This is a genomic window from Candidatus Margulisiibacteriota bacterium (assembly GCA_018822365.1).
In the GTDB taxonomy this organism is placed as follows: domain Bacteria; phylum Margulisbacteria; class WOR-1; order O2-12-FULL-45-9; family XYB2-FULL-48-7; genus XYB2-FULL-45-9.
This window is the reverse complement of record JAHJKL010000055.1, coordinates 1-17,314: the sequence shown is the minus strand read 5'-3', so window position 1 is coordinate 17,314 and position 17,314 is coordinate 1. Positions and strand designations below refer to the sequence as shown.

20 protein-coding genes and 5 tRNA genes are annotated in these 17,314 nt (G+C 48.9%); 17 read left to right on the top strand and 8 right to left on the bottom strand.

Going from position 1 to position 17,314, the window contains the following annotated elements:
• Window positions 1–2: 2 nt before the first annotated feature.
• The 7 genes from KKF06_04750 to recR are packed head-to-tail and all read right to left on the bottom strand — an operon-like array spanning window position 3 to window position 4,557.
• Complete coding sequence (locus KKF06_04750; protein MBU1617067.1) at window positions 3–290, bottom strand: HU family DNA-binding protein; 288 nt, start codon at window positions 288–290, stop codon at window positions 3–5.
• 13 nt (window positions 291–303) lie between these two features.
• On the bottom strand, window positions 304–1,239 hold the full coding sequence (locus KKF06_04745; GenBank protein MBU1617066.1) for a pyruvate ferredoxin oxidoreductase: 936 nt from the start codon (window positions 1,237–1,239) through the stop codon (window positions 304–306).
• Window positions 1,239–2,411, bottom strand: a complete 1,173-nt coding sequence (porA, locus tag KKF06_04740; GenBank protein ID MBU1617065.1) for a pyruvate ferredoxin oxidoreductase — start codon at window positions 2,409–2,411, stop codon at window positions 1,239–1,241. The genes KKF06_04745 and porA overlap by 1 nt, the downstream gene beginning before the upstream one ends.
• 1 nt (window position 2,412) lies before the next feature.
• Window positions 2,413–2,706 carry a 4Fe-4S binding protein gene (locus KKF06_04735; protein MBU1617064.1) on the bottom strand — a complete coding sequence of 98 codons (294 nt, stop codon included), beginning with the start codon at window positions 2,704–2,706 and terminating at the stop codon, window positions 2,413–2,415.
• Window positions 2,703–3,278 carry a 2-oxoacid:acceptor oxidoreductase family protein gene (locus KKF06_04730; GenBank protein MBU1617063.1) on the bottom strand — a complete coding sequence of 192 codons (576 nt, stop codon included), beginning with the start codon at window positions 3,276–3,278 and terminating at the stop codon, window positions 2,703–2,705. Before KKF06_04730 ends, KKF06_04735 begins: the two co-directional genes overlap by 4 nt.
• Window positions 3,257–3,961: a hypothetical protein gene (locus tag KKF06_04725; protein ID MBU1617062.1), complete on the bottom strand. Its 705-nt coding sequence runs from the start codon at window positions 3,959–3,961 to the stop codon at window positions 3,257–3,259. The genes KKF06_04730 and KKF06_04725 overlap by 22 nt, the downstream gene beginning before the upstream one ends.
• Window positions 3,958–4,557, bottom strand: a complete 600-nt coding sequence (gene recR, locus KKF06_04720) for a recombination mediator RecR (GenBank protein MBU1617061.1) — start codon at window positions 4,555–4,557, stop codon at window positions 3,958–3,960. The genes KKF06_04725 and recR overlap by 4 nt, the downstream gene beginning before the upstream one ends.
• A gap of 44 nt (window positions 4,558–4,601) precedes the next feature.
• Here recR and gmhB point away from each other — a divergent pair, with 44 nt between their 5' ends.
• The 11 genes from gmhB (at window position 4,602) to KKF06_04665 (ending at window position 12,594) form a co-directional block, all read left to right on the top strand.
• Window positions 4,602–5,165, top strand: a complete 564-nt coding sequence (gmhB, locus tag KKF06_04715; GenBank protein MBU1617060.1) for a D-glycero-beta-D-manno-heptose 1,7-bisphosphate 7-phosphatase — start codon at window positions 4,602–4,604, stop codon at window positions 5,163–5,165.
• Window positions 5,166–5,203: 38 nt separating this feature from the next.
• Window positions 5,204–6,658: a D-glycero-beta-D-manno-heptose-7-phosphate kinase gene (rfaE1, locus tag KKF06_04710; protein ID MBU1617059.1), complete on the top strand. Its 1,455-nt coding sequence runs from the start codon at window positions 5,204–5,206 to the stop codon at window positions 6,656–6,658.
• The gene (locus tag KKF06_04705; GenBank protein ID MBU1617058.1) at window positions 6,655–7,269 is read left to right on the top strand and encodes a tetratricopeptide repeat protein; all 615 of its coding nucleotides are present in this window, start codon (window positions 6,655–6,657) and stop codon (window positions 7,267–7,269) included. Before rfaE1 ends, KKF06_04705 begins: the two co-directional genes overlap by 4 nt.
• A gap of 4 nt (window positions 7,270–7,273) precedes the next feature.
• Window positions 7,274–8,272, top strand: a complete 999-nt coding sequence (locus KKF06_04700) for a hypothetical protein (GenBank protein ID MBU1617057.1) — start codon at window positions 7,274–7,276, stop codon at window positions 8,270–8,272.
• A 1-nt stretch (window position 8,273) separates the two neighbouring features.
• Entirely contained in the window at window positions 8,274–9,245 is a 972-nt protein-coding gene (trxB, locus tag KKF06_04695; GenBank protein MBU1617056.1) for a thioredoxin-disulfide reductase, read from the top strand.
• Window positions 9,246–9,464: 219 nt separating this feature from the next.
• Window positions 9,465–9,538 (top strand) — tRNA-Pro (locus tag KKF06_04690).
• 180 nt (window positions 9,539–9,718) lie between these two features.
• Window positions 9,719–11,971, top strand: a complete 2,253-nt coding sequence (locus tag KKF06_04685) for a sodium-translocating pyrophosphatase (protein MBU1617055.1) — start codon at window positions 9,719–9,721, stop codon at window positions 11,969–11,971.
• Window positions 11,972–12,005: 34 nt separating this feature from the next.
• Window positions 12,006–12,078: transfer RNA gene (locus tag KKF06_04680), tRNA-Gly, on the top strand.
• A gap of 134 nt (window positions 12,079–12,212) precedes the next feature.
• A tRNA-Arg gene (locus KKF06_04675) sits at window positions 12,213–12,286 on the top strand.
• A gap of 14 nt (window positions 12,287–12,300) precedes the next feature.
• Window positions 12,301–12,382: transfer RNA gene (locus tag KKF06_04670), tRNA-Leu, on the top strand.
• 139 nt (window positions 12,383–12,521) lie between these two features.
• Window positions 12,522–12,594 (top strand) — tRNA-Lys (locus KKF06_04665).
• 137 nt (window positions 12,595–12,731) lie between these two features.
• Here the strand turns inward: KKF06_04665 and KKF06_04660 are convergent.
• Window positions 12,732–13,094, bottom strand: a complete 363-nt coding sequence (locus KKF06_04660) for a four helix bundle protein (protein MBU1617054.1) — start codon at window positions 13,092–13,094, stop codon at window positions 12,732–12,734.
• A 210-nt stretch (window positions 13,095–13,304) separates the two neighbouring features.
• Between KKF06_04660 and KKF06_04655 the strand changes: the two genes are divergently transcribed.
• From KKF06_04655 to KKF06_04630, 6 genes are all read left to right on the top strand, one after another.
• Window positions 13,305–14,192, top strand: a complete 888-nt coding sequence (locus tag KKF06_04655) for a hypothetical protein (protein MBU1617053.1) — start codon at window positions 13,305–13,307, stop codon at window positions 14,190–14,192.
• A complete protein-coding gene (locus KKF06_04650) occupies window positions 14,193–15,080 on the top strand; it encodes a DNA adenine methylase (protein MBU1617052.1) in 888 nt (295 codons plus the stop codon). It abuts the gene before it with no gap.
• 193 nt (window positions 15,081–15,273) lie between these two features.
• Window positions 15,274–15,615, top strand: a complete 342-nt coding sequence (locus KKF06_04645) for a hypothetical protein (GenBank protein ID MBU1617051.1) — start codon at window positions 15,274–15,276, stop codon at window positions 15,613–15,615.
• 1 nt (window position 15,616) lies between these two features.
• Window positions 15,617–15,970, top strand: coding sequence for a hypothetical protein (locus KKF06_04640; protein MBU1617050.1), 354 nt, complete (start codon window positions 15,617–15,619; stop codon window positions 15,968–15,970).
• Between the two features lie 13 nt (window positions 15,971–15,983).
• Window positions 15,984–16,721 carry a hypothetical protein gene (locus KKF06_04635; protein ID MBU1617049.1) on the top strand — a complete coding sequence of 246 codons (738 nt, stop codon included), beginning with the start codon at window positions 15,984–15,986 and terminating at the stop codon, window positions 16,719–16,721.
• A gap of 279 nt (window positions 16,722–17,000) precedes the next feature.
• A partial coding sequence (locus tag KKF06_04630; GenBank protein ID MBU1617048.1) for a hypothetical protein occupies window positions 17,001–17,314 on the top strand: 314 nt, incomplete at its 3' end.

The following is a 17,314-nucleotide window of genomic DNA, read 5'->3' as shown; positions in this document are numbered from 1 at the left end:
AACTATTGGGTGGGTTTGCCCTTGATCAGGTTCTTAAGGTTGATCCCCGGAACAAAAGCCGGAGATTTGGAATCATCTATGGTAATTTGTGCCCCGGTCTGCGGGTTGCGTCCAATGCGTCCTTTGCGCTTTCTGACCACAAAGTTGCCAAAACCAACCAGTCTGACTTTTTCATTACGGGTCAATGCCTCAGAGATCTCGTTCAAAACAACATCGATCAATGCTTCCGCTTGCGCCTTGGTCAGATCTGATTTGTCCGCGACTTTGCCCGCCAATTGCTTTTTATTCATATTTCCCCTCCACTTATTTTGCCGCCTTTGCTGTCATCGCTTCTTTGGCCAAAAGAGACTGCCAGCGCTGGTCGACTTCCGCCTGAATATCCTCAATAATTTTTTCGTTCCCCGGCTTGAACAGATGCCGAAACCTCTCCTGTGTCTTCAAAAATTCTGTTATCGGTTTCTTTTCCCGCGGTTTGGTGATCTTATATACGCCATTTTCAACCTCGTAAAGCGGCCAGAAGCAGGTTTCGGCCGCTATCCGGCCAATTACCCCGGTCTCCTCCGGCTTGTAAGCCCAGCCAAGCCGGCAGGGCTGAAGAACGTTCATGAATTTCGGCCCGCGGATCGAAAAAGCTTTTTCCGCTTTGCGGGTCAGGTCGGCCCAGTTGCCTACGGTCGCCTGGGCAACATAGGGGATATTGTGGGCAACCATGATCTCGGTTAAGTCTTTCCGGTTCATGGTCTTCCCCTGTTTGACTTTGCCGGCAGGTTCGGTGGTCGTGTTTGCCCCCTTCGGGGTGGCGCTCGACCGCTGGATCCCGGTGTTCATATAAGCCTGGTTGTTATAGCAGACATAGGTCAGGTCGTGCCCCCGCTCCATCGCGCCCGATAGCGACTGGAAACCGATATCGTAAGTCCCACCATCGCCGCCAAAAGCGACAAAGTTAATATGCTGGCTGGTCTTCCCTTTTCTTTTTAAATACTGGTAATAAGCTTCCACGCCGGACATGGTTGCCGCGGCGTTCTCAAATGCGTTGTGTAAAAATGGGACTTTCCAGGCCGAATAAGGAAAAATCGTGGTCGAAACTTCCAGACAGCCGGTGGCCGAAACAACGACTACCGGGTCTTTTGAGGCAAGTAAAACCTGGCGGACTACAATGGAAGCGCCGCAACCTGGACAGAGCCGATGACCGCCGGTCAGCGGTTCTTGTTTTTTTGATAATTCTTTTAAATTTGCCATTACTCTCTAACTCCTAAATACTGGACTAAGGGTTGTTTTTCGATATTTTGAAGATCGGTATAAACCTGGCGGATCAGTTCAAGATTGATCTCTCGTCCACCCAGCCCGTATATATAATTGATCATTTTTGGTTTTGCTTTCTGGTCAAACATCCCGGAGCGGACCTCGGTAAAGACGTGTCCCCCCTGGGCCGACCAGGTGTCGGACCGGTCAAGAACGGCAACTGTTTTGGCTTTGCTCAAAGCGGCCGCGATCTCTTCCGCCGGGAAAGGCCGGAATACCCTGATCTTCAGGAGTCCCGCCTTGATCCCTTTGGCCCGGAGTTCATCAACCACTACCTTGGTCGTCCCGCAGGTGGAGCCAAGCGCGACTATTACATGTTCGGCATCATCAAGCTGATATCCTTCGATCAAGCCGTATTTCCGGCCAAACTTTTCGGCAAACTCATCGGCAACCTCCAAAATGATCTTTTTGGCGCCGCGCATCGCTTCCGCGACCTGGACCCGGTGTTCAAAATAATAGTCCTGCAGGTCGATCAAACCAAGGGTGACCGGCTTATCGATATCAAGCAAACGAGTCGCCGCTTTACGTTCGCCGCCAATAAACTTTTGAACGTCCGCGTCATCCAGCAGTTCGATCTTGTCCATGCAGTGGCTGATAATAAAGCCGTCGGTCGTCACCATCGTCGGCAGCTGCAGGCGCGGATCTTCCGCGATCCTGATCGCCTGGATCAGGCTGTCATAAGCCTCCTGGGAATTTTCGGAAAAGATCTGAACCCAACCGAAGTCCTGGGCCGCCATCGTGTCTGAGTGGTCGCAATGGATATTGATCGGCCCGGAGATCGCCCGATTGACGTCGCACATGACGATCGGCAAACGAAGGGACGAAACGATCGGCAATATTTCATACATTAACGCCAATCCCTGCGAAGAAGTCCCGGTCATGACCCGTCCGCCGGCCGCCGAAGCTCCGACGCAGGCCGACATCGCCGAATGCTCCGATTCGACCGCCACGTATTCGGTGTCGACCAAACCATCAGCCACATATTTGGCAAAGATCATGACGATCTCGGTCGCCGGGGTAATGGGGTAAGCCGCCACCACATCCGGATTGATCTGGCGCATCGCCTCCGCCATTGCTTCATTGCCGGTTTTAGCTACAACCTTAACCATACTATTTTCCTTCCGGCCCCATGGTGATCGCCTTTTCCGGCTTCACGGGGCATTCTTTAGCGCAGATCCCGCATCCTTTACAGTGTTTGTAATCGATGCCGGTCATTTTTGAGTCCTTTACTATAATTGAGGAGTCGGGACAATAGATCCAGCACTGCAGACATTGGATACAGCGGTCGGCATGCCAGGTCGGCCGCTCGCTCCGCCAATCTCCGGTCTCAAATGATTCCGCAGTCCCACCCTGGACAACATCGCCCGGCGGCAGTTTTTTCCAACCCTGTTTATCAGTTGTCATTCGGCATGTACCTCGCTATACGCCCGTTTGATCGCTGCCAGGTTCCCCTTGACGATCTCAGGCTTGTTTTTAAATTTCTCGGAGAGTTTCTTTTCCATGTCTTTCATCATCATGTCAAAATCAAGAATCCCGCTAACCTTGGCCAGGGCGCCAAGCATCGGGGTGTTGGGAATGTCACGGCCTATCGTCTCCTTCGAAATGCCGGAAGCGTCAACGGTATAGACTTTGATCTCTTTCCCCAGCTGTTTTTTGATCTCCGCCGGCTTGCTCGTAGTGTTGACAATGATCGCGCCGCCATCCGGCATCCCGTCAGTTACGTCAACCTTTCCCATTAGGGTCGGGTCAAGGACCACAACCAGGCTGGGATTGGTGATCGAACAGTGGAGATTGATCGGTTGGCTGGAGATGCGGTTAAACGAAGCGACCGGCGCGCCCATCCGCTCCGGGCCGTATTCCGGAAAAGCCTGAATATATTTACCCAGGGACATTGCCGCTTCTCCAAAGAGAAGCGCAGCGGTCTTTGCTCCCTGACCCCCACGGCCATGCCATCTTATTTCAACGGTGTTATCCATGATTTCAACCTTTCCATTCCGATTTTATCAAACAAGAACGCAAAAATCAACAACAAGAAAAATGGGACCAGCGCCCCGGCAAAGGCTTTCCACTTGGGGACGCCGTAAATACGTCGGCCGATCACCGCCAGAAGACCGTAAAGATAAACGATCAGCAAAACAAAAATAAAATTAAAACCGACCCGAAAAAGCTCGAACGAAAGAAGCTCGAAATGGGTTAAAAAAGCGATGATCATCATCAGCCAGGCGCCAACGATGAAAGCGGAACTGTAAAAAACGGCTTGTAAAGTCCGCTCAACTGACCCTCGCCCGCCAAGGCTGCTATATATATAATGAAGGACATAGGAGAGCACAAAAAAAGCGGCGGTCAGGGAAACGATCAGCAACCCGGCCAGGATAAAAAAAGTGATCAGGAAAAAAACAAAAGCCAGGGTCAGCATGACCGGCATGATCACCAGCAATTTATAGCCGGAGATCCCTTCGATCAGGGTCGCGCCAACCGGCCAGTATTGAAAAAAGAAAACCCCGGCGGTCATCGCGAACGCGACCAGCCAGGCAGAGACCAAAAAGAACGAGTAGGCCTTTTCTTTCCAGCTCTCTTCTTTCAGCCTTACGTAAAAATAGATCGGCTTGGCCATGATCTGCCACCATGTTTTCCGGTACCAGTGCAATAGATTTATCATGAAACAACCTCTCTTCGCCCTTCCAGGGCCTTATAAAGAGTCGCCGGATCAGCATAATCCATGTCCGCTCCAACCGGAAGACCATACGCGATCCTGGTCAGCTTGATCCCCAATGGCTTGATCAGCCTGGTCAGATATATAATGGTTGCCTCCCCTTCGGTCGTCGAATTGACCGCCAGGACGATCTCTTTGATCCCTTCCTTGCCAAGACGGGTAAGCAATTCTTTGATCCTCAGGCTTTCCGGGTCGATCCCATCCAGAGGAGAGATCACTCCCCCCAAAACATGGTATTTGCCATTATACACACCAGAACGTTCGATCGCTACCAGGTCTTTTGGTTCTCCGACCACGCAAAGAACGGAATTGTCCCGGCTGGTATCGGAGCAGAGTTTGCAGGGATCAATATCAGTTATGTTGTAACAGACCGAGCAATGGCGAATACTTTCTTTCGCCAGGCGAATGGAAGCCAACAGATCAGCGATCCCCTTTTCGGTGCTTCCTAACAGATGAAAGGCGATCCTCTGGGCCGATTTCGGCCCGATCCCCGGCAATTTCTGCAGTTCATTGATCATGTTGGCCAGCGTGGCGGCATACATAGTTTGGCTATTATAGCACAATCGGGTCATGCTATAATAAGTTAATGGAAAAGCAAAAACGAGCGGTCTTCCTGGATCGCGACGGAACCATCATCAAAGATGTTCATTACCTCAGCAATCCGAAAGAGATCGAATTTCTCCCGGGAGCGATCGACGGGATCAAGCGGTTGAATGAAGCCGGCTTTCTGGTCATGGTGATCAGCAACCAATCCGGGGTCGCCCGGGGACTCCTCTCCGAAGATATGCTCCAGACAATTGACAAAACAATGCATAAGCTCTTGCTGGCCCAGGGAGCGCATCTTGACGCATCCTATTACTGCCCTCATCATCCCGACCATGGGGTGTATCCATATAATGATGAATGCGAATGCCGCAAACCATCCCCAGGCATGCTTATTAGGGCAGCCAAAGAAAACCAGGTCAACCTTGACCGTTCTTTCATGATCGGTGACAAAGTGAGCGACATTGAGGCGGGCCAGGGAGCCGGCACCAAAACTATTCTGGTCCTGACCGGAGTCGGCACGGAATCCAGATCCAAATTAAAACAACCGGCTAACCACATTGCCAAAGATCTGACCGAAGCGGCGGCTTGGATAGTCGACCAGTAATATGGTAAACTAGCCCCGACCGTCACAAGGAGTTTGCTGTGGATAATCTAAAAAAATATATCCCTGGTTTTACCGGCAAAAAGATCCTGATCGTCGGCGACTTGATGCTTGACGAACATATTTGGAGCTCTGTCTCCCGGATCTCTCCCGAAGCGCCGGTCCCCATTGCCGATGTCAAGAAAACGACCCACGTTCCGGGGGGATGCGGCAACGTCGCCGCCAATATTGCCGCGCTGGGGGCAACACCCTACCTGGTCGGGCTGATCGGCCGGGATAGTTCCGGAGAAAAACTGCTTAACGCGCTAAAGAAGATCGGGATCTCTACCAATTACATTATTTCTGACGATATCAGGCCAACAATTTTAAAATCGCGGATCATTGCCGCTTCGCAACATGTTGTCCGGGTCGACCGGGAAGATAAATCGATCCTCTCCCCCCTCCTGACCCAGCAGATCATCAAACGGCTAAAAGAATTGATCCCCCGCGTTGACGCGGTTATCATTTCTGATTATGAAAAAGGGCTGGTTACCAAGACGATCTGCCAGGCCGCCATTAAATTTGCCCGCGCCAACAAAAAAGCGGTCGCAGTTGATCCGAAAGGAGCCGATTACGCCAAATATGCCGGAGTGACGATCATTACCCCCAACCTTCGGGAAGCGACCGTCGCCTCCGGGATCGATATTAAAGATGACGCCACCCTGCTTGCCGCCGGAAAAGCGATCATAAAAAAAGCCAAAAGCCGTTTTGCCCTGATCACTCGGGGACGCGACGGCATGACCCTGTTTGACAACAAAGATGCCAAAACCTTTCCAGCTGTACCACGTGAGGTTTTTGACATTACCGGAGCGGGAGACGCGGTTATTGCCACTATCGCCCTGACCCTGGCCGCCGGAGCCTCCATGAAAGAAGCGACCTTGCTGTCCAACTTTGCCGGCTCGGTAGTGGTCGGCAAGATCGGGACCGCCCCCTGTTTCAGGGAAGAGCTCGAAGAAGCCCTGGCCGGACACGAGCCGATCACCAGAAAGATCAAATCCCGCCAGGAGATCGCCCCGATCGCCCGGAACCTCAAAAACGAAGGGCTGAAAGTGGTCTTCACCAACGGCTGCTTCGACCTTCTCCATCTCGGCCATGTCCGCTACCTGCGGGAAGCCAAAAAACTGGGAGACGTCCTGATCGTAGGGGTCAACAGCGACAAATCAGTCGCCGCGCTCAAAGGACCGAGCCGCCCGTATGTTTCGGAAATGGAGCGGGCGGAGATCCTCGCCTCTCTGGAATGCGTCGATTACGTTATCATATTCAGCGATCTGCGTCCGGATAACCTGATCAAAGCGGTCTCCCCCAACGTTCACGTCAAGGGGGGGGATTACAAGATCAACGATCTTCCCGAAAAAAAGATCGTGGAGTCGCTGGGCGGAAAAGTCGTCGTTATCCCCCCGATCAAGGGGCGCTCAACCACCAACATTGTCGCTAAAATCCTGGGAGGTAAAAAATGAGTTTAAAAACACTTGGTTTGTTTTTGCTTGCCGCTTACTGCTTACTACTTACGGCTTTGCCGTCAATCGCCTGGCGGATCACCCCAGAGCTCCAAAAAGAATTAAACACCAAGCAAGAAGCGGTCCGGGCCAATCCTAACGATCCAGGCACCCGTTTTGACCTGGCAATTACCATGGCCTACACCAACAACCTGCAAGACGGCTGGAACAACCTCAAAAAAACCGTGGAGCTTGACCCTGGCTTCAAGAAAAAAGGATTGGAACTATACGAGAAAAAAGTGACCGAGGACCCAGGCGACTGGCGGCTCCGCTTCCGCCTCGCCTTTGCCTATTATTTCAACGAACGTAAAAGGGAAGCGATCAGGGAACTGGACAATGTCATCAAGATCGACCCATATAACGTCTGGGCCTACGGCTATCTCGCCCTGATCTACGGCGAGCTTGGCGAGACCGAGACCGCCATGGCCGCGACCAAGAAGGGCCTGGCGATCGACAGCAACGTTGCCGCCCTCCATCTTCTGCTCGGCGAAGGGTACAACCGCAAAGGGGACAAATGGAAAGGGTTTCTGGAAACAATGGAAGCGGTTAGGCTACGCGCCCTGGGTTACTAAAACAATGAAACGCCTGCTCCCAATCTTAGCCATCATTTTCTTCATCTGGATCTTCTACTGGGCTCTTTTTGTCCCCAAAGAGGATGTTTCCGGACGAATCTATAATTCGCTCAAGGAGCAGGAAAAAAAGGCCGACCTGATCTTTAAAAAAGTCACTGTCGAAGAGGTCGTCAACGGGGTCAAATACTGGCAGCTCGAGGCCGACACCGGAATGCTCAATAAAAACGCCGGTCTCGCCGCCCTGCAAAATGTTGAAGGGACATTTTTTAATAAAGGGAAAGCGGTCTTAAAATTCTCCTCCCCCGCCGCCCTCTGGGAAAAAGACAAAAAAGAGATCTATCTTGACAACCCGGTCGGATACGACATCGCGTCCGAAGGAAAGATCGACCAGCTCGTCAGTTCGATCCGGGCCGGCAAGTTCTCTTTCTTCTCTTTCCCCAAAGAATATAAAAAAGGACTTGGTTACTGGTTCAAGGCCAAAAACCTCCGCTGGCGCCTGGCCGACCAAAAACTTGTTTGTCAGGGAGGGATCATGCTGAACAAAGGTGACGCCGCCGCTTACGCCGAGACCTTAAGCGGCGATGTTGAGTTCAAAAAAATGGAGCTAAGCGGCTCCCCCAGGATCATCATTGGCCCTGCCGGCTCGATCCCGGCAACCCTGGAGGCCGAATCTTTTGAGATCACCGGAAGCCAGGATATTTTTACCGCGATCGGCAATCCCAGGATCAGATGGCATGATGCATACATCACAGCGAAAAACATCCAATATTACCAGCAAAAAAAGAAGCTAAAGCTCTCCACTGAAGTCACTATCAGCTTCCGCGACATCAAGGCCTGGGGAGATAAAGCCGACTATTTTACCGAAGACCAGCAAATCGTCCTCTCCGGTAATGCCAAAGCGGAACAAGGGACTAACAAGCTGACCAGCGATCAGGTCATGGTCTCGCTCAAAGAACAGAAAATATCGCTGGTCGGAAAAAGCAAACTGGTGATCAATAAATAAAATGATAATTAAAACCCAACCCAAACCGCAACAGGCGATCATAATTGAAGAAGATAAAGCGTACGACGCAATAATTGTCGGCGGCGGACCGGCCGGACTGACGGCGGCCCTATACGCTCTCCGCTCTAAACTAAATGTCCTGCTGGTGGAAAAAATGATCCTGGGGGGACTGGCGACCACGACCTTCAAGATCGACAACTATCCCGGATTCCCGGACGGGATCTCCGGCCAGGAGCTTGGCCAGCGCCTGGAAAGCCAGGTCAAAAAGCTATCTCCACAGATCGTCTGGGGAAAAGCGGTCCAGGTCAAGAACGGCAAGCGGAACCGGGAAGTCATTATTGACGGTAAAAGCTATTTCGGCAAATCGGTGATCATCGCGACCGGCTCGGACCCGGCCAAACTCGGCATTCCGGGAGAAGAGGCCTTTACCGGACGGGGAGTCTCCTATTGCGCGGTTTGCGACGGTGCTTTTTACCAGGACAAATCGGTCGTTGTGGTCGGCGGCGGCAATTCCGCCGTAGAAGAAGCCCTTTTCCTGACGCGATACGCCAGCAAGGTAACGATCGTCCATCGCCGCGACAAACTCCGGGCCGACCGGATAGTCGCCGAAAAAGCGCAAAGCCATCCCAAGATCTATTTTCATTGGAATTCAACCGTGCAAGAGATCGTCGGAGACAAGGTCGTCAATGGGATCGTCATTCTGGACCTGCTTTCAAAGAAAAAACTGACCGTGCCGGCCAACGGGGTCTTTGTTTACATCGGTTACCATCCCAACATTGATGCGGTCAAAGGGGTGGTCAAGCTTGACGAGCGCGGCTTTATCATTACTGATGAAAACATGAAAACCTCCGCACTGGGGATCTTTGCCGCCGGCGACGTCAGAGCAAAACTTCTTCGCCAGGTTGTCACCGCCGCTGCGGATGGGGCAATTGCAGCCACTTCAGCCAGAGAATTCATCGAAAAAGGGAAATAACCCTCCCCTCGCTCTTCCTTGACTTACAGGCCAAAACGGGGTATAATAGTAAAAGGCTGAAATACCGTCTAGCAGGTTGATTCCGGTGAGGGTAATCAGATCGAGCAAGTCACGAATATTCCAGCCATCCAATTATCGTACCCCAACAGTAAAAATTTCACTCATTTTATTTCATCAGGTTTGACCACGTCTATAATTAATGATAAACTAACTTAAAATCGGGGTGTAGCTTAGCTTGGTAGAGCGCCTGGTTTGGGACCAGGAGGCCGTAGGTTCAAATCCTATCACCCCGATTTTTTAGCTACAGCCTGGTAGAGCGTCCCGGTCGGACCGGGAAGGCCGTAGGTTCAAATCCTATCACCCCGATTTTTACTCCTCTTTTCCCATCTTCTGTTGTTTTTTTCTCCTATTTTTGTTAAAATGGCAACTGCTTCGACTGAAGCAATATTTACATAAAGGAAAGGGGTAAAAAAATGTCTGAATCTAATGTTGTGCTTCCGGCCCTGCGTATGCTTGAAATGAATCTGCTCTGGTTTGTCTTCGGTTCCGCTATCCTGGCTATTTTATACGGGATCTATCTTGCCTGGAAGGTGCTTGACGCACCGGCCGGCTCCAAAGAAATGGTTGAGGTCGCCAAAGCGATCCAGGACGGCTCCAGCGCCTATCTGGCCCGCCAATTCAAGGTCATGGGGATTTTCATCGCCTTGATCAGTATCGCCCTTTTCTTTATTTATCTGCCGGTCTACGCCGGTAATCCGACCCTCCCGCTGGGGATCGCGATCGCCTTCCTGCTTGGTTCGATCGCTTCGGCCGGCGCCGGCTATGTCGGCATGAGCCTGGCGGTCCGGGCCAATGTCCGCGTCGCTAACGCCGCCCTCACCAGCTTCAAAAAAGCGCTGGAAGTCGCCTTCCAGGCCGGCACGGTTTCCGGCATGTTCACCGTCGGCTTTGGTCTGCTTGGCGCGACGGTGATCTTCCTGATCTTCCGCGAGAACGCGATGAAAGTCCTGGTTGGCTTCGGTTTTGGCGGATGTTTGGTCGCCTTATTCATGAGGATCGGCGGCGGGATCTACACCAAAGCGGCTGACGTCGGGGCCGATCTCGTCGGTAAAGTCGAACAGAATATCCCTGAAGACGACGCCCGCAACGCGGCGGTCATCGCCGACAACGTTGGCGACAATGTCGGAGACTGCGCCGGTATGGCGGCCGACGTTTTTGAAAGCTATGAGGTCACGCTTGTCGCGGCAATTATTCTCGGCGCAGCCACTCTGGCCGACAAGAGCTTTCAGCTCTACTACGGCGCCGCGGCTTCGCTGATGGCGCTCAAGCTGATCATTTATCCCTTGCTTGTCCGGGCGATCGGGGTTTTCGCCTCGATCATCGGGACCTGGGCAGTCCGCGGGGAAGATACCGAAGAGATCGGCGACCCGATGAAACCTATCAACTTCGGCTTCTATGTCGCGGCGATCGCTTCGATCATCGGCTTTGTGACCGTCAATTACTTCTATTTGAAAGATCCAAAGACCGGCCTCCCCGACTGGCGCTTCTCGCTGGCCACACTGGTCGGCATCATCCTGGCGATCTCCATTGAAGCCATGACCAATTACTTTACGCATACCGAACACCGGCCGGTCAAAGAGACCGCGCATTCGGCCAACACCGGGTCCGCGACCACGATCCTGACCGGTTTCGGCCTCGGGCTTGAATCATCCTTCTGGGCAATCGTCGCCATCGCCGCCACTATTTTCGCCTCCATGGCGATCTTTGGCGGAAATATCGCTTTATCGGCATACGGTGTCGCGCTGGCCGGCCTGGGACTTTTGACCACCACCGGTTTCATCCTGGCGATGGACACCTACGGCCCGATCGCCGATAACGCCAACGGCATTTTTGAGATGTCCGGCACCTATCGTGGACAGGGGAGCCGGGCCGAAAAGATCGTTTCCAAGCTTGACGCGGTCGGCAACACGACCAAAGCGCTGACCAAGGGTTTTGCCATCGCGACCGCGGTTATTGCCGCTATCGCCCTTTTCCGCTCCTTTGTGGAAGAAGGCGGTTTGATCGCGACCGGCATTCAGATCAATTCACCCGATGTTTTTATCGGTCTTTTGATCGGCGGCTCGGTCCCGGTCCTCTTCTCCTCGTTCCTGATCAGAGCGGTCAGTAAAGCCGCGATCACCGTCGTGGAAGAGGTCCGCCGTCAGTTCCGCGAGATCCCCGGCATTATGCAAAGAAAGAACAAACCGGAATACGATAAATGCGTTGATATCGTCACTCTTGCCGCGCAGAGAGAATTAGTCGGCCCGGCGATCCTGGCGGTCGTCTCTCCGATCATCGTCGCCTTTGCTTTCGGCACCGCGGCGTTAGGCGGTTTCCTGGTCGGGGCGATCCTGGTCGGCCAGATCATGGCAGTACTCCTCTCCAACTCCGGCGCGATCTGGGACAATGCTAAAAAAGTGATCGAAATGGGCTTGCATGGCGGCAAAGGGAGCGAAGCCCACAAAGCTTCCGTCATTGGCGATACCGTCGGCGATCCGTTCAAAGACACCGCCGGTCCGGCTCTCAATCCATTGATCAAGGTGATGAACCTGGTTGCGATCCTGGTCCTGCCGCTCACCGTGCAGAACCTGGGCTTTGAGATCAAGACAATCATCGTTACCGTCGGCCTGCTGCTGATCCTGTTCGCGATGTGGATGAACAAAAGCGGCAGTACGTTCAAAGCATAAGCCTGGGCCCATGTAAAACTAGGTTAATTTGGGCGCGGGAGTAGCTCAGATGGTAGAGCGCCACCCTTCCAAGGTGGATGTCGCGAGTTCGAATCTCGTCTCCCGCTTGTTTAACTGCCAACTGACAACATGGCCCGACGTATGTCGGGCCTACAACTGACAACTTATCATTTTATGATAATCAGTTGTTGGTTGTAGTGAGTCCGTAGGACGAACGTGTCGTTAGTTGTTGCATGGCGCTGGGCCCGTAGCTCAGTTGGATAGAGCAACGGATTTCTAATCCGTAGGTCGGAGGTTCGATCCCTCTCGGGCCCGTTTCCTATCCACGAGGGCGAGTGGTGGAACTGGCAGACACGCATGGCTTAGGACCATGTGCCGTAAGGCTTGGAGGTTCAAATCCTCTCTCGCCCATTTTATTATATGCGCCATTAGCTCAATTGGCAGAGCAGCTGACTCTTAATCAGTTGGTTGAAGGTTCTCCCGCCGATCATTATAAGGTATAATAATAGTGGAACCGGCGGGATCCCGACGTTCATTGAAAACCAAATATGCACCATTAGCTCAATTGGCAGAGCAGCTGACTCTTAATCAGTTGGTTGTAGGTTCAAGTCCTACATGGTGCATATTTGGTAATTATTGCGTGTCGGGAAAGTCCTTCATGGCGCAATCTCTCCTATGCCTTAGCCTTTGCCTTTTTTAGCTTGCGTTCCGGAAGGCAAAGGCCGAGGCAGAGGCAAAGGAAGAAGGCGCAGGCAAGGAATTATCTTTTTTCAATTGATGACATTAAGGCATTGAGGCTATTGGCAATTTCTTTTAGATCGTCTTTTATTTCAGTGCTTTTATCCGTATTTATAAGGCCATAAGCTTCAAACAGATCGATTGCGGCTAAACACTCATAGCACGATCCTCTGCTTGTCCGATAATAATTAGCTTTGTCTTTCTTCCCCCACTTCCCTGCTCCTTCGGCTATATTAAGGACAATAGAAGACGACGCCCGACGGATTTGGTCCTTTAGAAAATTAAAACCTATGTTTTTAATATTTAGGGATAAAGAATTGATCTCCTTGGCTAACTGGACGCTCATTTTATAAACAGGAAAGTCCTCAAAGGTTTCATAGCGCATGCTATTGAATAAGCAATTTTATTGCCATCAGACCTTTCCCTCTGCCTTTCTCCTCTGCCTCTGCCTTTGCCTTAGCCTTTGCCTCTGCCTGCCCTCCCCCTCCCCATTCAGATAGATGCGCGGGGTGCAGATGGATGAATAAACTCTGTTGTAATTGAAATTCACCGCTATATAGTATAAGATATTTGTGATTTCGATGTTTTAACAACTATGGCAAAACAAAAGATTAAACACCCTTTATCAGAAATATTTGGGTTTACCTCTTCCGATCAAAGCGACGCCGCCAATCGCTATCGTTCAAAGCGTCTTTGTCCTTTTAATAATAAGGTCCCAAATTGTACTAAAGACAAAGCAAAAGACCCACTAGGTGTTTGCAGTGTCTACTACGAAAGCAACCCCGTAATAACTTGTCCTATTAGATTTCGAGAGAAGTGGATAATAACCGATGATGCAGCCGAGTTTTTCTTTCCTAAAGGAACAAATTGGACCTCATTAACAGAAGTAAGACTGGTTGATGAAGAAGGGAAATCGGCAGGAAACATTGATATTGTTCTAGTTTCCTATGATCGGAATGGCAAAGTCTGTGATTTTGGCTCATTAGAAATTCAAGCAGTATATATTTCAGGCAATATAAGGGATCCATTTGCATATTACATGAAGAGCCCAAAAACGCATGCAAACATGGATTGGCTAAGTGAGCCTAATTATCCCAGGCCGGATTATTTATCTTCTTCTCGGAAGCGCCTTGCCCCACAGTTGCTATTCAAGGGCGGCATACTAAACACCTGGAATAAGAAAATTGCTGTTGCTTTGAATAGAAGTTTCTTTAAAACCTTACCAAAATTACGGCCAGTCCCACAGAATAAAGCAGAAATGGCCTGGCTGTTATATGACTTAGTGCCTCAAGGCGATTCCTTCACACTAAAGAAAGTAGATACTGTTTATACGAAATTTTTCTCTGCTTTAAGCGCTATTACAACGTCCAAACCCGGCAACGTTAATGATTTTATTAAAGTTTTACAAGATAAACTTGATCAGCAACTTGAAACACCTCCACAGAACCAAACGCTAGATATTTCTTCTCTCCGGAGAAAATAGATGCAACAGAATCTCTTTCTCGAAAATCGAGAAACTGATCAAGAAAACAAGAAAACAGTTAATGTGGCTTCAATACCACAACGCAGCCTATTCCGTTACCCTGGCGGCAAAACATGGTTTGTTCCGACCTTTCGTAAATGGCTAAAAAGCAAACACAAAAAGCCATCATTACTCATTGAACCATTCGCTGGTGGGGGCATTATTAGCCTTACGGCTATATTTGAAAATATGGCTGATAAAGCTTTACTTGTGGAGTTAGATGAACAAGTTGCCGCTGTTTGGCAATCACTAGTAGACGGCCATGCCAACTGGTTGATTAACAAAATATTAAATTTCGAACTAAACCTAAATAATCTATCTTCAGAATTAAACAAAAGCCATTCGGACGTAAGAAACAAAGCATTTCAAACTATATTGAAGAATAGAACTTATCATGGTGGTATATTAGCTGCGGGATCAGGCCTGGTAAAGTATGGAGAAAATGGCAAAGGATTATTATCTCGGTGGTATCCACTCACTTTAGCAAAACGAATAAAAGCCATTAATTATATAAAAAATAAGCTGCTGTTTTTACAAGGGGATGGCATGGATGTTATGAGCAAATACTCCCCAAAAAGTGATGTGGCCTACTTTATCGATCCTCCTTATACTGCAGGAGGGAAAAGGGCCGGAGCAAGGCTATATAGGCATTACGATATAGATCATGAACATTTATTCGCATTATGTAAAACATTAAAGGGCGATTTTATTCTTACCTATGACAACGCCGAGGAAGTAAAAGCATTAGCTTATAAATATGGGTTTAAAGCAAAGCCAATATCAATGAAAAACACACATCATGCAGAAATGACCGAACTTGTAATCGGGAAAGACCTCTCCTGGCTTTAAAGCATAATAGTTTGCCCATGCAAGTAATATGCTAAACAGTAAATACATATTTATATCTATCTTATTTTTGCCTATATACAGCCTTTTTTTCAATCCGCCTCTTGCTTACTAATGTTGATTATTCCTTTGATATGTGGTATAATGCTTAATAATTAATGGAATATTTGACTTACTGAATAAGAAGGAGGGTAAAATGAATGATGTAATTGTAATAATTGAAAAAATCGAAGGGCTACTTGTCGATCTGAAAAAGGCCATGGGGGAATCCAGATCACACAGTAAACGAAAACATGAACCCGCGACTTTGAAGTTTTCTGGCTTGACTTCTGAAATACACAATCTTGTGAAGGACGGTTATTTTAAGGAACCCAGAAAGCTGTCAGACATACAGAGGAGGCTGCGACTTGAAGGCATAAAAAAACCAACCACTTCTCTAATGAGACCCTTGTTAAGATTACTTAAGAAAAAAGTAATTAGACGAGAGGAAGCGGTAGGCGGCAAAGGGCCCTTTACATATTTGCAAAGAGGTGACTAATATGACAACAAAAAGAATGATAGAAGTAGCCGAACAATTATCTGCCCTATCAAATGAACTGATTTCTTTAATTGGGAACAAGGAATTGACCAAGTCCAGAACCACTAAACCCGCAAGATTATCAACAAATATAAACACATCTGGCGCAACAGGTGGGCTGCGTTTGCTTGTTGATGAGGGAAAACTAGATTCTCCGAAACAAAGGAGCGAAATAATAGAACTCCTCAAACAAGAAGGCCGACATTATTCCCGCGAAACCATTTCCATGGGATTATTAAGCTTAGTTAGGGAACGGGTATTAACAAGAATGCGAGCAAAAAATAGTAAAAAATGGGAATTTGTAAAAAGGAAGTAGAACCACTTTATTTATGCTGAAAAATAAGGATATTAAGCAGAGATGCGCCGCCCTCCAGATTAAGCCTGCCAGTAAATATGATTTAATCAAAAAATTAATTATTAACGGGTATTTTGATATGCCTAGAAACACTGGGGAGGTATTGCAAGAAATTAGGTTGAAATATGGAAAAAGGATGAAATCAAACGAGATTCATACCTATATGAAAAAATTCATGCTGGAAGACATTATTAAAGCTATTCAGCATAACGGCATAAGAGGGAATAATTGGGTCTTAGTTAGTTATAACGAAGATATTTCTGCTGATGAAGCTCATTTGGGGCGCACCAAAAAGCAGCCGGTCCTTCCAAAACCATTGGCAATAATAATGCAAAAAGATTTTAAGGTTGAAATGAAAGATTTAGATCATAATTATGGCAATAGTGGGACTTGCACAGCCTTTCTTTTAAGGAAAATACTTGAAAAACTAATTTTTAAAGTATTTGCTAAACATAATAAATTAGCTAGGATTGGAAATAAAACTAATAAAACCGAAAAACTTGGGCTGGAGAAAATGATAGATATAGCAACCACGGAAAAGAACAAAGGAATACCATATTTAAGTCATAGGACAGCAAACGAAGTTAAAGGGATTAAGTTTTTAGGAGACACATCAGCACATAACTATTTAACAAATGTTGATATGAAAACCATCACCCCACAAATGCCATATATAATTACTGCATATGAAGAGTTGATGAGCAGCTTGTAGTTATTGGTTCAAGCCCCTTTTGCCAGTAGATATATCAAGAAGCGGTTTTTTCGACGTATGGGGGAGAAAAAACCGCCTCTTCGATAAGCTTACATTCTGTGTAAGTCTTTTTTTCTGCCTGCCGGGTCGAGGCAATCTCTCCTCTGCCTTTGCCTTGGCCTTCCGGAACTCAAGCTAAAAGAGGCATTAGGAATAGGCAAAGGCAGAGGCGGAGGCAGAGGCGGAGGCAAAGGCAGAGTGCATTGACACTCCCACTCTTATGCGGTTAAAATCACTTAAATGAACAAAAATCGCGTTTGGTTTTTTATCGTCACCGTCCTGCTCGTCAGCTGGGTCACCCAATATGTCCTCTTTTCCGGCTTATTGCCCGAAATTTATCTCGGCTATTACATGTACGTCCCGGCGCTGATCGCCCTGATCTTCTTTTTTTTCGGCAAGAACCCCATAAAAAAACAAGCGGAGCTCTTCACCCAACCCGCCGGGCTCTGGTCGTGGGTTTTTGCCGTCTTTTATCCGATCTTCTGGATGGGGCTTGTAGCCATGGTCGCGACTGTAACCGGCCTGGGAAAATTTACCCCTAACGCCTTCTCCTC

Coding starts and splice junctions, on each gene's coding strand:
- KKF06_04685 (MBU1617055.1), top strand. CDS start 9,719: ATGTCTGAATCTAATGTTGTGCTTCCGGCCCTGCGTATGCTTGAAATG.
- KKF06_04730 (MBU1617063.1), bottom strand. CDS start 3,278: ATGGATAACACCGTTGAAATAAGATGGCATGGCCGTGGGGGTCAGGGA.
- KKF06_04645 (MBU1617051.1), top strand. CDS start 15,274: ATGAATGATGTAATTGTAATAATTGAAAAAATCGAAGGGCTACTTGTC.
- KKF06_04640 (MBU1617050.1), top strand. CDS start 15,617: ATGACAACAAAAAGAATGATAGAAGTAGCCGAACAATTATCTGCCCTA.
- KKF06_04750 (MBU1617067.1), bottom strand. CDS start 290: ATGAATAAAAAGCAATTGGCGGGCAAAGTCGCGGACAAATCAGATCTG.
- KKF06_04700 (MBU1617057.1), top strand. CDS start 7,274: ATGAAACGCCTGCTCCCAATCTTAGCCATCATTTTCTTCATCTGGATC.
- porA (MBU1617065.1), bottom strand. CDS start 2,411: ATGGTTAAGGTTGTAGCTAAAACCGGCAATGAAGCAATGGCGGAGGCG.
- gmhB (MBU1617060.1), top strand. CDS start 4,602: ATGGAAAAGCAAAAACGAGCGGTCTTCCTGGATCGCGACGGAACCATC.
- KKF06_04635 (MBU1617049.1), top strand. CDS start 15,984: ATGCTGAAAAATAAGGATATTAAGCAGAGATGCGCCGCCCTCCAGATT.
- KKF06_04705 (MBU1617058.1), top strand. CDS start 6,655: ATGAGTTTAAAAACACTTGGTTTGTTTTTGCTTGCCGCTTACTGCTTA.
- KKF06_04660 (MBU1617054.1), bottom strand. CDS start 13,094: ATGCGCTATGAAACCTTTGAGGACTTTCCTGTTTATAAAATGAGCGTC.
- KKF06_04655 (MBU1617053.1), top strand. CDS start 13,305: ATGGCAAAACAAAAGATTAAACACCCTTTATCAGAAATATTTGGGTTT.
- KKF06_04745 (MBU1617066.1), bottom strand. CDS start 1,239: ATGGCAAATTTAAAAGAATTATCAAAAAAACAAGAACCGCTGACCGGC.
- recR (MBU1617061.1), bottom strand. CDS start 4,557: ATGTATGCCGCCACGCTGGCCAACATGATCAATGAACTGCAGAAATTG.
- KKF06_04735 (MBU1617064.1), bottom strand. CDS start 2,706: ATGACAACTGATAAACAGGGTTGGAAAAAACTGCCGCCGGGCGATGTT.
- KKF06_04725 (MBU1617062.1), bottom strand. CDS start 3,961: ATGATAAATCTATTGCACTGGTACCGGAAAACATGGTGGCAGATCATG.
- trxB (MBU1617056.1), top strand. CDS start 8,274: ATGATAATTAAAACCCAACCCAAACCGCAACAGGCGATCATAATTGAA.
- KKF06_04650 (MBU1617052.1), top strand. CDS start 14,193: ATGCAACAGAATCTCTTTCTCGAAAATCGAGAAACTGATCAAGAAAAC.